The following is a 14320-nucleotide window of genomic DNA, read 5'->3' on the forward strand; positions in this document are numbered from 1 at the left end:
ATCTGTTGAGCGATCAAAAGGCGTGGCTGCGCCACATTATGTTTTTTGCGCCCGCTGAACCGTGAGCCTGCCTGAATGAGCGGCATGGGCGGTGAGGCGTTGGATGCTCCGCAGGGAGTTTATTTTGCAAAATGACTTAGGCCCACATGGTATCGGCTAGGCGCGTTTTTTGCCGCCGACCCAGACGTCCTGGATGGCACGATCATCGCCCATCATGATGGTGGCAAAGAGTTTGTCCCAGATGGTTTCGGCGTTGTCTGCCCGCTGTGCAATGGCAGGGGTGGAAGAAAGGTCGAGCACAGTTATGTCTGCCTCGAACCCCGGGGACAGGCGGCCGATTTTGTCCTGCAGGTGTAGGCTGCGGGCGGAACCGGCGGTGGCGAGCCAGATCAATTGTGCGGCGTGCAGTGGCGTGCCTCGCAATTGGCCGATCTCGTAGGCGGCAGCCATGGTGCGCAGCATCGAGAAAGACGAGCCGCCGCCGGTGTCGGTTGCCAGGCCAATGGGAATATCGCGGGCAGCAAGCCCGGCCATGTCAAACAGGCCAGAGCCGATGAAGGTGTTTGATGTCGGGCAATGGACTATCGCAGCACCGCTGTGCGCAATTTGGTCAATTTCGCGCGGTTCAAGGTGGATCGCATGGCCGAACACCGCACGTTCGCCGACAAGGCCATGCTCTTGATAGGTATCAAGATAATCACGGGCGTGGGGGACCAGATCGCGGACCCATGCGATTTCATCGACCTGTTCGCTGAGATGTGTTTGCATCAGGCAATCGGGTCGCTCGGCCCAAAGTGCGCCGAGAGCTGCCAACTGATCGGGGGTTGAGGTCGGCGTGAAGCGCGGGGTGATCGCATAGCTGGCGCGGCCTTTGCCATGCCAGCGGTCGATCAGGGCTTTGCTGTCGTCATAGGCCGATTGCGCCGTATCGCGCAGCCCGTCCGGCGCGTTGCGGTCCATACAGGTTTTGCCCGCCACGATCCGCTGGCCCCGCATTGCGGCCGCGTCAAAGATCGCATCGACGCTGTGTGGTGCAATTGTTGTATAACTACAGACGGTTGTTGTGCCATGGGCAAGGGTCACGTCCAGATACCGCCCGGCAATCTGGGTGGCGTAATCCGCATCGGACAGGCGCATTTCCTCGGGGAAGGTATAGCGGTTCAGCCAGTCGATCAGCCGCTTGCCCCAGCTCGCGATGATCGCCGTCTGTGGGTAATGGGCATGGGCGTCGACAAAGCCGGGGCAGATCAGCGCATCCCCGTAATCGGTGATCTGTGCGTGTGGATGGGCCTTGCGCAATGTATCTGCCGACCCGACTGCAACGATATGGCCATCCTTGATCAGGACGCCGCCCGCACTGTCGATTGAAACCGCATCCTCCCAAGCTTGGGAGAGGGGATTTCCCGAAAACTGCAGGGTGTGGCCAAGGAGGAGAGTGTGCTGTGTCATTACGCCATCTTAGGCCCTTGTGAGGAGAGGGACAATCGGTCGGATTGGGCTTTTCGCACCATTGTATCCCTGCTTGGCGGCGCTTATTGTTAGCGCAAATCTTTATGGGGGTGCGCTATGTCTGATGAAACGCAAGAATTGGAACTGGCACCCGAAGCAGAAGACGATTCCGAGGCTTACAAGCTGAACAAGAAGGCCGTGGCCTCGATCCTTTATGCGGTCGAGATTGACGATGCTGAGCGGCTGACCGAGCTGATGGAGCCGTTGCACGCGGCGGACATCGCCGACCTTTTGGAACAAATCAGCAGTTTCGAGCGGACCAAGCTGATCCGGCTGTATGACCGCGAGTTTGACGGGGAAATCCTGTCGGAACTTGATGAATCCATCCGCGAGGAAGTCATCGCGATTCTGACGCCGCAGGTCTTGTCTGATGCTGTGCGCGACATGGACAGCGATGATGTTGTTGACCTGATCGAGGACCTTGAAGACGCGCAGGCCGAAGCAATTTTGGGCGCGCTGGAAGATGTCGACCGCGCGGCGGTTGAACAGGCGCTGACCTATCCTGAGTATTCCGCCGGTCGTTTGATGCAGCGCGAGGTCGTGATGGCCCCCGAACATTGGACCGTGGGCGAGGCGATCGATCATCTGCGCAAAACGCCCGAAGAGGATTTGCCGGATCAGTTCTATCACATCGTGATGGTTGATCCGCGCATGCATCCGGTGGGCAATGTGACCTTGGGCAAGCTGATGCGTTCAAAGCGCGCAACGATGCTTAGCGATATTCTGGAAGACACGTTTCAGGTCATCCCCGCCATGCAGCCCGAGGGCGATGTTGCCTATGCATTCAACCAGTACCACCTGATTTCTGCGCCTGTCGTTGACGACGAGGGGCGGTTGATTGGTGTGATCACCATTGATGACGCCATGGCCGTGCTGGACGAGGAACACGAGGAAGATATCCTGCGTCTGGCGGGTGTGGGCGAGGGGTCCCTGTCGGACCGCGTGATCGAGACGACCAAGCAACGCCTGCCGTGGCTGGCGGTCAACCTGCTGACGGCGATTGCCGCATCCATGGTGATTTCCCAGTTCGAGGTCGCTATCGCGCAGATTGTGGCGCTGGCCGTGCTGATGCCGATCGTCGCGTCGATGGGCGGCAATGCGGGTACGCAAAGCCTGACCGTGGCGGTGCGCGCGATTGCAACGCGCGATTTGACCGGATCGAACGTATGGCGCGTGATCCGGCGCGAATGTCTGGTGGGGTTGATCAACGGTGTGATCTTTGCGGTGATCATGGGAATAGTTGGCGTGATCTGGTTCGGCTCGCCCGCGCTGGGCTATGTGATTGCGATAGCGATGGTGATCAATATGGTCGTGGCCGGCTTGGCCGGGACCGGTATTCCGATTGTGCTGGAACGGATCGGCGTTGATCCGGCGCTTGCCTCCGGGGCGTTCGTGACCACCGTGACCGATGTGGTCGGATTTTTCGCGTTTCTGGGCCTTGCGGCGGCTGTGTTGCTGTGACCGATCTGGCGGCCATCAAAGACGCGGCGCGCAAGGCGGGTTTTGCCCGGCGCAAAACGCTGTTTGATGCTGCCAATGATGCGCAAGCCGGTTACCTGAGCGAGGTTCTGGCGGGCTACCGCGGTGTGGCGCTGTCCGGCTTTATGCCGATCCGCACCGAAATCGACCCGGGCCCCGCCATGGCAGAGGCCTCTGCCCATGGGGTGGTGGGTGTGCCCGTTATCATGGGCCCTGGTCAGCCTTTGCAGTTTTCGCGTTGGACACCGCAAGCGGCGATGACAAGCGGCCCGTTTGGCGCGCAAGTACCTGTCCTCGAAGATTTTTTCGAACCGGAAATCCTGATCGTGCCCTTGCTGGCCTTTACCAGAAACGGCGACAGATTGGGCTATGGCGGCGGGTTTTACGATCGGACCTTGGCGCAGCTGCGGGCGCGGCGGGCGACGCTGGCGATTGGCTTTGCATTTGCGGGGCAAGAGGTCGATGACCTGCCGTTGGAACCCACAGATGAGCCGCTTGATCTGATCGTGACCGAAGCGGGCGTGATAGACATCACACGATGACGGACGTCCGGTGCGTCTATTGCGGTGTCTCGTTACGCGGCTAAACGACAACAACGCGGCGTTTCGGCGCTGCGGGCAAAATTCTGGCGCGCTGCCCCTTGCCCTTGGCCGCGTCGCGGCCTAACGCTGGGGGCATGAAAATACTCTTTCTTGGCGATGTCATGGGCCGTTCCGGCCGCCGTGCAATTAGCGAAAATCTGCCCCGTCTGCGCAAGGACTGGAAGCTGGATTTCGTCGTGGTGAATGGCGAAAATGCCACCTCGGGGATGGGGCTGTCTGGCCTGCATGCCAAAACCCTGCTTGACGCAGGGGCCGACTGTCTGACCCTCGGCGATCATGCGTTCGATCAAAAAGACATGCTTAGCTTTATCGAGCAGGAACAGCGCATTATCCGCCCTTTGAATTTCTCGAAGAATGCACCGGGCAAGGGCGCGCGCCTGTTCACGGCGCAGAACGGTCGCAAGGTACTGGTCGTTCAGGCGCTTGGTCAGGTGTTCATGAAGCGCCCCTTTGACGATCCGTTTTCGGCGTTGGAACCGGTGTTGAAAACCCACCCCTTGGGTGGCTTGGCCTCTGCCGTGATCGTCGACATCCATTGCGAAGCCACATCCGAGAAAATGGCCATGGGCCATTGGTGCGACGGGCGGGCTAGCCTTGTTGTCGGCACCCATACCCATGTGCCCACATCCGATGCGATGGTCCTGCCCGGCGGCACGGCTTATCTGACCGATGCAGGCATGTGCGGCGATTATCATTCCGTCATCGGAATGGAAAAAACCGAACCCCTGCGCCGCTTTATAACTGGCATGCCCAAAGACCGCTTTACCCCCGCCAATGACGAGGCAACCCTGTCAGGCGTCTACATCGAAACCGATGATCGTACCGGCAAGGCAACCCGTATCGTTCCGGTGCGCCAAGGCGGTAAGCTGCAACAAAGCGCCCCGTGACACGGGGTCAGGTCGCCTTTTACACCGCGTTCTTGGCGGTGCTGGGGGCGGGCTGGGGCTTTACCCAACCATTGACCAAGATTTCGGTCAGCACCGGGTATCAGCATTTCGGGCTGGTGTTCTGGCAGATGGTGATCGGTGCTGTGTTTATGACGGTGATCAGCACCATACGCCGTCAACGCTTGCCCTTTGGTCCGCTCTATCTGCGGCTTTATCTGATCCTTGCGATTATCGGCACCGTGTTGCCGAATTCAGCATCGTATCAGGCGGCGGTCTGGCTGCCGTCGGGGGTGCTATCCCTGCTGCTTAGTCTTGTGCCGATCTTTGCCTTTCCCATCGCGCTGGCCATGGGGCTGGATCATTTCAGCTATCGCCGCCTGGCCGGATTGGCATGCGGGCTGACGGGGGTGCTGTTGCTGGTGGCACCGGGCGCTGATGTATCCATGGACCTGCCGGCGTTCTGGATCGCGGTCGGGCTGATTGCGGGCCTGTGCTACGCGCTCGAGGGGAATATCATCGCCAAATGGGGCACCCTTGATCTGGGTGCCTTTCAGATGTTGCAGGGTGCCTCTATTGTTGGTGCTGTTCTGACCTTGCCGGTGGCCCTGATGACGGGCCAGTTTATCGATCCGACCCCGCCTTGGGATATCCCGCAATGGGCCCTTGTGGTGTCATCGCTGGTCCATATGGCCGTCTATGCAGGCTATGTGTGGTTGGTCGGGCGGGCAGGGCCGATTTTCGCGGTTCAGGTCAGCTATCTTGTAACGGGGTTCGGACTGCTTTGGGCCAAGGTCATTTTGTCCGAAACCTATGCGCCGACGCTGTGGGCAGCACTTGGGATCATGTTCGCAGGACTGTATCTGGTACAGCCGCGACCCAAAGCCGCGCTTGCTCAAACCGCTTCAATCGGCGAAACTGACGGCTAGCTCGTACCCCTGATAGGCTGGATAAACCCCGAATGGACCTTCTGAACCTGTCGCAAAGCACCTCTGCGACCCTTGCGCTGACGATCGTTGTGGTCATGTTCATCATGTTCCTGCGTGAAACCTTCCCGACCGAGGTGGTCGCCCTGACGGGCGCGGCGCTGATGTTGGCCCTTGGCATTCTGCCATATGATGACGCGCAGGCAGTGTTGCAAAACTCGGCCCCGTGGACGATTGCGGCGATGTTTATTGTGATGGGCGCACTGGTGCGTACCGGCGCGCTGGACGTGTTGACGCGGCTGGCCGAACGCTATGCGAAAACCCATCCGAAAACGGCTGTCGTGGGCGTGATCATTGCCGTCATGGCGGCCTCGGCGATTATGAACAACACGCCTGTGGTGGTTGTGATGATCCCGGTGGTGGTACAGCTTAGCCAGACCTTGGGCACCAAAGCATCCAAGCTGCTGATACCGCTCAGCTATGCCGCGATTATGGGCGGCTCGCTGACCCTGATCGGGACCTCGACCAACCTGCTGGTGGATGGTGTGGCGCGCAGTCAGGGCCTTGAACCCTTTGGCATTTTTGAAATCCTTCCCATCGGTCTGGTCGTCTGCGCATGGGGCCTGATCTATATGGCGATCTTCGCGCCCCGGCTTTTGCCCGCACGCGATAGCATGGCGAATATGTTGTCGGACCGCTCAAAGATGAAGTTCTTTACCGAGGCCGTGATCCCCCCTGACTCCAACCTCTTGGGCCGTGACGTGCTGGATGTGCAATTGTTCAAACGCGAAGGCGTGCGGCTGATCGACGTGGTGCGCGGCGATCAATCCTTGCGCCGCGATCTTGCAGCGGTTCAGCTTCAGGTCGGCGACCGTGTGGTCTTGCGCACGCAGATGACAGAACTGCTCAGCCTGCAAGCGAACAAAGAACTCAAACGTGTCGATCAGGTGTCTGCGGTTGAAACATCAACCGTCGAGGTGCTGATCACACCGGGCTGCAAAATGGTCGGTCGTTCGCTGGGCGCACTGCGCCTGCGCCGCCGCTACGGTGTCTATCCGCTGGCCGTGCACCGTCGGAACCAGAATATCGGGCGTCAGCTGGATGATCTGATCGTCAAAGTCGGCGATACCCTGCTGCTCGAAGGGGCGATGGCCGATATTCAGCGCCTCGCGTCCGACATGGATATGGTCGACGTCTCGCAACCGTCCGCACGCGCCTTCCGCCGTGGGCACGCGCCCATCGCAATTATCGCCCTCGCAGGCATTGTCATCCTCGCGGCCCTTAACGTGGCTCCGATCCTGTTGCTTGCGGTGATCGCCGTGGCGCTTGTGCTGGTCACAGGCTGCATTGATGCAGACGAGGCATTTACCTTTATCGACGGGCGGCTGCTTGCGCTGATCTTTTCCATGCTTGCCATCGGGGCAGGGCTTCAGAACTCAGGCGCGATCAGCCTGATCGTCGACAATATCGCGCCGTTCCTTGGCACGCTGTCGCCGTTCTATGTGATTTTCTCGGTCTTCCTGCTGACAACCATCTTGACCGAGATCGTCTCGAACAACGCCGTGGCTGTCATTATGACCCCCATCGCCATCAGCCTTGGCACCGCCCTTGGCATGGACCCGCGGCCCCTGGTGGTTGCGGTGATGATCGCCGCCTCTTGCGCATTCGCGACCCCCATTGGCTATCAAACCAACACGCTGGTCTATGGCCCCGGCGGCTACCGCTTTACCGACTTCATGCGTATCGGCATCCCGCTGAACCTGACAATGTCCTTGTTGGTTTCCTCGGTCATCCCACTCTTCTGGTAAAACGCTCCGCCCCCCGTTCTCTGGCTCAAAAATATCCCGGGGGTATGGGGGCTGGCCCCCATTTCGCGATGTGTGGAAACCGCACAACACATATTTACAACGGCCAGAACACCAAGATCGCAGGAATGGACACCGCAACCACGATGATCTCAAGCGGCAACCCCATGCGCCAGTAATCCCCAAAGGAATAGCCGCCGGGGCCAAGGATCAACGTGTTATTCTTGTGCCCAATGGGCGTCAGGAACGCACTTGATGCGGCCACCGCAACCGCCATCAAAAAGGGGTCAGGCGAGACGTCCAAGGTCTGCGCCATCTGAATACCGACCGGGGCGGCCACGATGGTGGTTGCCGTGTTGTTCAACACATCAGACAAGGTCATCGTCACAATCATCAAAACGGTCAACACCGCCCATGCGGGCAACCCGCCGGTTAAGCTGACCAAAGCCCCGGCGATAAGCTCGGTCCCGCCGGATGTTTCAAGTGCGGCACCCAAGGGGATCATGGACCCCAGCAACACCACAACGGGCCACTCGATATGGGTGTAAAGCTCGGACAGGGGGACGATCTTGGCCAGCACATAGGCCACCACCACCAACCCCAGGGCAACGGGCAGGTAGATCAGCCCGAAACTGGCGGCGGCGACGGCACCGCCGAACAACCCGATGGCCAGCCACACCTTGCTGTTCTCAGTGACAGCCAGACCGCGGTCGGCAAGGGGGAGCACGCCGAGCCATTCCACCACATGGGCCGCCGTATCGCGCGGCACCAGCAAAAGCAGGATATCACCTGCGCGCAATTCGGTTTTGCGCAGCTGCGCCGTGATCTTTTTACCTTGCCGTGAAATACCCAGCAGCACCGAGCGCTGCCGCCATGCCAAGCCAACCGTCTGGGCCGACCGCCCGTTCAGACGGGAATCGTTGGGGACGACGACCTCGATGATCTCGACCCCTTCGCCGTCTGCGTGCAGCAATTCATGGCGTGTGCTGTCTGCAACCAGCAGGCCAAGGGTGCTGCGAAATTCGTCAAGCGCATCTGGAGTTGCCTCAAGCACCAAAGCGTCGCCGGCCTGCAAGGCCACATTGCGGGCCTGCCCATAGACGCGGGCCCCATCGCGGATCATGCCCAGCATCGCCACGTCGGATTTATCCGCGGTGCCTTGCAGTTCGGCCAGACGTTTGCCGATCTGTTTGCTGCCCGCAGGTACGGTCAGTTCGGCAATATAATGGGACAGGTCCTCGGGTTTGAGGGCACTGTCGTCGCGCGCGGGGATCATGCGCCAGCCGACCAGCGCCACAAACGCCAGCCCCGCAATCGCGGCGATCCCGCCCACCGGCGCAAAATCAAACATGCCAAAGGGCGCGCCCAGCGATTCCTGCCGGATAGATGCGATAATGATGTTGGGCGGCGTCCCGATCAGCGTGGCCATCCCGCCCAGAATTGTCGCAAAGCTGAGTGGCATCAAGCTGAGGCCCGGATTGCGCCCGGCCTTGCGCGCGGTCTGGATGTCGACGGGCATCAGTAATGCCAGAGCGGCGACATTGTTCATGAAGGCGGATAAGACACCGCCGATCAGCCCCATCAGGGTGATATGCGCGCCCAAGCTTCGCGACGCATCGACCAAGGTCCGGGTGATCAGCAACACCGCCCCTGACCGCACCAGCCCCGCCGAGACAACCAACACAAGCGCCACGATCAACGTGGCGGGGTGCCCGAACCCGTCAAAGGCGTTCTTGCTGTCGACCACCCCCAATACCACTGCGATCATCAATGCGGAAAAGGCGACCAGATCATAGCGAAAGCGCCCCCAGAGCAGCATGCCGAAGACGGCGGCGAAAAGGGTGAACAGGATAATCTGGTCTTGGGTCATGGGATGGGTCACTTGAATGGAGGTGTTCGATCAAGCCCTAGCAGCCCGAATGGGGGCTGTCTGCCCCCAAACCCCCGAGGATATTTGAAAGCCAGAGAAGTTGAGCTGTGCAGAAGCGCCGTGGCTTGTTCGTGGGCAAACGCTGGCCTATAAGGCCACAGTTCAGGAATTACGCAGACGAGGTTACCATGGCAGGCCACTCAAAATGGGCAAACATCCAGCACCGTAAAGGGCGTCAGGACAAGTTGCGCGCGAAGGTGTTTTCGAAGATGTCGAAAGAGATCACCGTTGCCGCCAAAATGGGTGATCCTGACCCCGATAAAAACCCGCGTTTGCGTCTGGCGATCAAAGAGGCCAAATCGGTTTCTGTGCCAAAGGACGTGATTGACCGCGCGATCAAGAAATCAACTGCGGGCGAGGGCGAGGATTACGAAGAAATCCGCTATGAGGGGTATGGCCCCAATGGCGTTGCTGTCATCGTCGAGGCGATGACCGACAACCGCAACCGGACTGCATCGGTGGTGCGGTCAACCTTTACCAAAAACGGTGGTAATCTGGGCGAGACCGGCAGCGTCGGGTTCATGTTCGACCGCAAGGGCGAGATCACCTATCCCGCCGAAGTTGGCGATGCGGATACCGTGATGATGGCCGCGATCGAGGCTGGTGCCGAAGACGTCGAAAGCACAGAAGACGGCCATGTTATCTGGTGTCTTGATACCGATCTGAACGATGTTGCCACGGCGCTGGAAGCTGAGCTGGGCGAATCTGACAGCACCAAGCTGGTGTGGCGTCCGACCACCACGACCGAGATGGATCTGGAAGGCATGGAAAAGCTGATGAAGCTGATCGATGCGTTGGAAGATGACGATGATGTACAGCGGGTTACCGCGAATTTTGAAGCATCCGACGAGGTGATGGAGCAGCTTTAAGCCGCGCCTTTCGTATCAGCCTTGCGTTAAGACATAAAAAAGCCGCCCTCCAGTAATCGGGGGCGGCTTTTTGATGGCGGGTTGGTACGTTCTGGGCGTCTAGCCGAACATCCGCGCCATGCTGAAAAATACACCGGGCTGGCGGGGTTTATCCGCCTTTACGTGCGGCTTTTGCTGCCTAATGGTGGACAGCGCGCCTTTGACGTCGTTCAAACGCGCCAAGGCTTTTGCGCCGCCGGCGCTGGCCTGCACGGTTAGTATTTTGGCCTGCGTGTGGAGCGCAGATTCAATAAGCGCCAATTCGCTTTGGCTGATTTCCAGCTTCTGTTTTTCGTCTGACATGACATCTTTCCTTTAATCGATTTGGGTCAGATAGGTATTGTTGTCGGGTTTCGCCAGAGGATACGCATGAGATCACGTATTTGTTTCATGCGTCGTTCGCGAAAAACCGCCGTCAAGGGCGCAAACTTGCTAAGTTGCTTTTCTGTTTGTGTTTTTTTACTGCCGTGTTAGGCAGATATCCTGTTTCAACGAGGGTCTGATGAACGCTTTTTTGCCCGGCTTTGCCCTGAGTTTGACGTTAATCTTGGCGATAGGGGCGCAAAATGCCTTTGTTTTGCGTCAAGGTTTACGCCAAAGCCATGTGTTTTGGGTGTGCCTGACGTGCGCGATTTCGGACGGGATTTTGATCGCGGCGGGCGTTGCGGGCTTTGGCGCTTTGGGGCAGGCAGTGCCATGGTTCGAGCCTGTGATGCGCTATGGTGGGTCGGCGTTTCTGATCTGGTATGGCGTGCAAAATGCGCGGTCCGCGTGGCGCGGCGGCGAGGTGCTTGAGGCCGAAGGTGCCGGCCCGTTAACCTTGCGGCGGACGCTGTTGACGCTGTTGGCGCTGACGTGGCTGAACCCACATGTTTATCTTGATACGGTGGTTTTGCTTGGGTCGATTTCGGCGCAATATGACAATCGGTTGGCGTTTGGGATCGGGGCTGTGACCGCCAGTTTCGTGTTCTTCTTTGGTCTGGGCTATGGCGCGCGTCTGCTTAGCCCGCTTTTTGCCAGACCCCGTAGTTGGCAAATCCTTGACGGATTGATCGCGCTTACGATGTGGGCGATCGCGGCCAAGTTGCTGCTCATGTGATCTTGTGATTACCGCGCCGTTGGGGAATGTAGGGCGCATGGATATCAAACCCCCACAACGGCCCGTCATCGGCATTTTCTGGATGGTCATCACCGGACTGCTATTTATCTGCGTCACGGCGTTGGTGAAATACATGGGGCCGCGGTTGCCCGCAGCCGAGGCGGCTTTCATCAGATATGGCTTTGGGTTGGTGTTCTTGCTGCCTGCCATCGGGGCCTTGCGGGCCGCGCATTTGACCCGCCGCCAATGGGCGTTGTTCAGTGTACGGGGCGGGTTGCACGGGATCGGCGTGATCTTGTGGTTTTTCGCGATGACCCGCATTTCCATCGCCGAAGTAACCGCCATGAACTATCTCGCGCCGATTTACGTCACCATCGGTGCGGCGCTGTTTCTGGGGGAAAAGCTGGCGTTGCGGCGGATGATTGCGGTTGTTCTTGGGCTGGTGGGGGCCGTCGTTATCCTGCGCCCCGGGTTTCGCGAGCTGGCGATGGGGCATTACGCGATGCTGATCGCAGCCGTGGTGTTTGGCGGCGCGTATTTGCTGGCCAAGGTGTTGGCGGACGAGGTGAAGCCATCTGTTGTGGTCGCGATGATGTCGCTGTTTGTCACGCTGATGCTGGCCCCATTCGCACTGCCCGTTTGGATCGCGCCGACGTGGCAGGAGGTTGTTATTCTGGCCGCCGTGGCCTGCTTTGCGACTGCCGGACATTATACCATGACGCTCGCCTTTGCGGCGGCCCCGCTGACGGTCACCCAGCCGGTTACGTTTTTACAATTGGTGTGGGCAACGGCGCTTGGCGCGTTGGTCTTTGCCGAACCGATAGATATCTGGGTGATCATCGGGGGCTTGGTGATCTTGGGCTCTGTCACCTTTATCACGTGGCGCGAGGCGATGCTGAACCGGCACATCACCCCAGCCAGCCCCGCGACCAAGCTTTAGCCAGCGCAGAAATTTACGTGCCCAAAGGCCGGTGAAATCGGTTATTATTGACTCGCGAGTCAATAACCCTACATCTGTTCCAAGAACCGGAATCATCGAGACCGGAAACGTTGAGGAACGATAATGCCTAAACTGGGAATGGAACCGATCCGGCGTGATGCGCTGGTCAAGGCGACGATTGCCGAAATCGGGGCCGCGCAATCGCTGGATGTGACGGTCGACCAGATCGCGCGCCGCGCCGGGATGTCCAAGGCGCTTGCCCACCATTACTTCGGCGGCAAAGACCAAATTTTCCTCGCGGCGATGCGGTTTATCCTGTCGGAGTATTCAGCCGAGGTACGCCGCGAATTGCGCAAGGCCAAAACGCCGGCGGCCCGCGCCGAGGCGATCATCAGGGCCAGCTTTGACGAAAGCTGTTTTGACCCGGCGACGGTTAGCGCGTGGATGACGCTTTATGGATCGTCGCGCACCAATGTTGAAACCTACCGTTTGCTGATCGTCTATCAGGCACGGCTGCGGTCGAACCTGACCCACGCATTGCGCCCGATCTCAACTCAGCCTGAACAGGATGCTGAAACCCTCGCCGCGCTGATTGACGGGCTGTACCTGCGCGCGGCCCTGTCTGACACCGGCAGCGCACCTGCCGCCTGCGCCCAAGCACTGTCCCTTATGAACACCCTGATCGGAAGCAAACCATGACCAAACCCAATATCCTGATCCTGATGGTCGACCAGTTGAACGGCACGCTTTTTCCCGATGGTCCGGTCGATTGGCTACATGCGCCGAACCTCAAGAAACTGGCGGCGCGGTCGACGCGGTTCAAGAATGCCTATACTGCCAGCCCGCTTTGTGCGCCGGGCAGGGCGGCGTTTATGTCGGGTCAATTGCCAAGCGCCACCGGCGTCTATGACAACGCCGCTGAATTTCCATCGAGCGTTCCCACCTATGCGCATCACCTGCGTCGCGCGGGCTATCAGACCTGCCTGTCGGGAAAGATGCATTTCGTCGGCCCCGATCAGCTGCACGGATTCGAGGAACGCCTGACCACCGACATTTATCCTGCCGATTTTGGATGGACGCCCGATTACCGCAAACCCGGTGAACGGATCGATTGGTGGTATCACAACATGGGGTCAGTGACGGGTGCGGGTGTTGCTGAAACCTCGAACCAGATGGAATATGACGATGCCGTCGCGTACGAGGCAACGCGCAAGCTTTATGATCTGTCACGCGGCCTTGATGACCGTCCATGGTGCATGACGGTCAGCTTTACCCACCCGCATGACCCTTATGTGGCGCGCAAGAAATATTGGGATCTGTACAACGACTGCGACCATCTGCTGCCGCAGGTCGGTGATCTGGGCTATGACGCCCAAGATGCCCATTCCAAACGTATCTTTGATGCGAATGACTGGCGCAGCTTTGACATCACCGAGGATAACATCAAACGGTCCCGTCAGGCCTATTTCGCGAACGTTAGCTATCTTGATGACAAGATCGGCGAGATTTTGCAAACCCTAGAGGATACCCGCCAAGAGGCGATTATCGTGTTTGTGTCAGACCACGGCGATATGCTGGGCGAACGCGGCCTTTGGTTCAAGATGAGCTTTTTCGAGGGATCATCCCGCGTACCCATGATGATTGCCGCCCCGCAGATGGAACCCGGTTTGAACGAAACCCCCGTCAGTAATATCGATGTCTGCCCTACCTTATGCGATCTGGCGGGTGTGTCGATGGACGAGGTGATGGAATGGACCACGGGCCAGTCGCTGGTGCCCATGGGGCAGGGGGTTGAACGTACCGAACCTGTCGCGATGGAATATGCCGCCGAAGCATCCTATGCGCCGATGGTATCGCTGCGCTACGGCAAGTGGAAATACAACCGGTGCACGCTGGACCCTGATCAACTGTTCGATCTGGACGCCGACCCCCACGAGCTGACCAATCTAGCCGAAGAGCCCGCCCACCAAGGCACGCGGCAAACCCTGCGCGCCAAGGCCGACGCCCGCTGGGATCTGGCCGCCTTTGACGCCGATGTGCGCAAAAGCCAGGCCCGCCGCTGGGTCGTCTACGAGGCCCTGCGCAAGGGTGGGTATTACCCGTGGGATTACCAACCCCTGCGCAATGCGTCTGAACAATACATGCGCAATCACATGGATCTGAACGTGCTGGAAGAAAACAAACGCTTCCCGCGCGGCGAATAGACACCGAACGAAATTGAAATCCACCCGATAGACC

At 59.0% G+C, this 14320-nt stretch carries 13 protein-coding genes; 10 read left to right on the top strand and 3 right to left on the bottom strand.

The annotated features are described in order from the left end of the window. Positions 1-156 precede the first annotated feature (156 nt). Positions 157-1449 carry a guanine deaminase gene (gene guaD / locus KZZ06_RS14260; protein ID WP_219580793.1) on the bottom strand — a complete coding sequence of 431 codons (1293 nt, stop codon included), beginning with the start codon at positions 1447-1449 and terminating at the stop codon, positions 157-159. A gap of 117 nt (positions 1450-1566) precedes the next feature. On the opposite strand from guaD, the gene mgtE reads away from it, so the two are divergent. From mgtE to KZZ06_RS14285, 5 genes are all read left to right on the top strand, one after another. Then, positions 1567-2970, top strand: a complete 1404-nt coding sequence (mgtE, locus tag KZZ06_RS14265; RefSeq protein WP_219580794.1) for a magnesium transporter — start codon at positions 1567-1569, stop codon at positions 2968-2970. After that, entirely contained in the window at positions 2967-3530 is a 564-nt protein-coding gene (locus tag KZZ06_RS14270; RefSeq protein WP_219580795.1) for a 5-formyltetrahydrofolate cyclo-ligase, read from the top strand. Before mgtE ends, KZZ06_RS14270 begins: the two co-directional genes overlap by 4 nt. Before the next feature lie 134 nt (positions 3531-3664). Beyond that, positions 3665-4477: a TIGR00282 family metallophosphoesterase gene (locus tag KZZ06_RS14275; RefSeq protein ID WP_219580796.1), complete on the top strand. Its 813-nt coding sequence runs from the start codon at positions 3665-3667 to the stop codon at positions 4475-4477. Continuing rightward, positions 4474-5403 (top strand): DMT family transporter, encoded by a 930-nt coding sequence (locus tag KZZ06_RS14280; protein WP_219580797.1) that lies wholly within the window; start codon positions 4474-4476, stop codon positions 5401-5403. The genes KZZ06_RS14275 and KZZ06_RS14280 overlap by 4 nt, the downstream gene beginning before the upstream one ends. Before the next feature lie 32 nt (positions 5404-5435). Next, on the top strand, positions 5436-7208 hold the full coding sequence (locus KZZ06_RS14285) for an SLC13 family permease (protein WP_219580798.1): 1773 nt from the start codon (positions 5436-5438) through the stop codon (positions 7206-7208). Between the two features lie 94 nt (positions 7209-7302). Here the strand turns inward: KZZ06_RS14285 and KZZ06_RS14290 are convergent, their stop codons facing one another. Beyond that, positions 7303-9075, bottom strand: a complete 1773-nt coding sequence (locus tag KZZ06_RS14290) for an SLC13 family permease (RefSeq protein ID WP_219580799.1) — start codon at positions 9073-9075, stop codon at positions 7303-7305. 188 nt (positions 9076-9263) lie between these two features. On the opposite strand from KZZ06_RS14290, the gene KZZ06_RS14295 reads away from it, so the two are divergent. After that, positions 9264-10004, top strand: a complete 741-nt coding sequence (locus KZZ06_RS14295; RefSeq protein ID WP_219580800.1) for a YebC/PmpR family DNA-binding transcriptional regulator — start codon at positions 9264-9266, stop codon at positions 10002-10004. A gap of 99 nt (positions 10005-10103) precedes the next feature. On the opposite strand, the gene KZZ06_RS14300 is transcribed toward KZZ06_RS14295, so the two are convergent. Continuing rightward, on the bottom strand, positions 10104-10346 hold the full coding sequence (locus KZZ06_RS14300; protein ID WP_219580801.1) for a hypothetical protein: 243 nt from the start codon (positions 10344-10346) through the stop codon (positions 10104-10106). 199 nt (positions 10347-10545) lie between these two features. Between KZZ06_RS14300 and KZZ06_RS14305 the strand changes: the two genes are divergently transcribed. The 4 genes from KZZ06_RS14305 (at position 10546) to betC (ending at position 14286) form a co-directional block, all read left to right on the top strand. Beyond that, positions 10546-11142 (top strand): LysE/ArgO family amino acid transporter, encoded by a 597-nt coding sequence (locus tag KZZ06_RS14305; protein ID WP_219580802.1) that lies wholly within the window; start codon positions 10546-10548, stop codon positions 11140-11142. A 37-nt stretch (positions 11143-11179) separates the two neighbouring features. Next, positions 11180-12082 (top strand): DMT family transporter, encoded by a 903-nt coding sequence (locus KZZ06_RS14310; RefSeq protein ID WP_219580803.1) that lies wholly within the window; start codon positions 11180-11182, stop codon positions 12080-12082. 123 nt (positions 12083-12205) lie between these two features. Then, entirely contained in the window at positions 12206-12781 is a 576-nt protein-coding gene (gene betI, locus KZZ06_RS14315) for a transcriptional regulator BetI (RefSeq protein WP_219580804.1), read from the top strand. Beyond that, positions 12778-14286 carry a choline-sulfatase gene (gene betC / locus KZZ06_RS14320; protein ID WP_219580805.1) on the top strand — a complete coding sequence of 503 codons (1509 nt, stop codon included), beginning with the start codon at positions 12778-12780 and terminating at the stop codon, positions 14284-14286. Before betI ends, betC begins: the two co-directional genes overlap by 4 nt. Positions 14287-14320 lie beyond the last annotated feature (34 nt).

It is taken from the genome of Sulfitobacter sp. CW3 (assembly GCF_019392245.1).
In the GTDB taxonomy this organism is placed as follows: Bacteria; Pseudomonadota; Alphaproteobacteria; order Rhodobacterales; family Rhodobacteraceae; genus Sulfitobacter.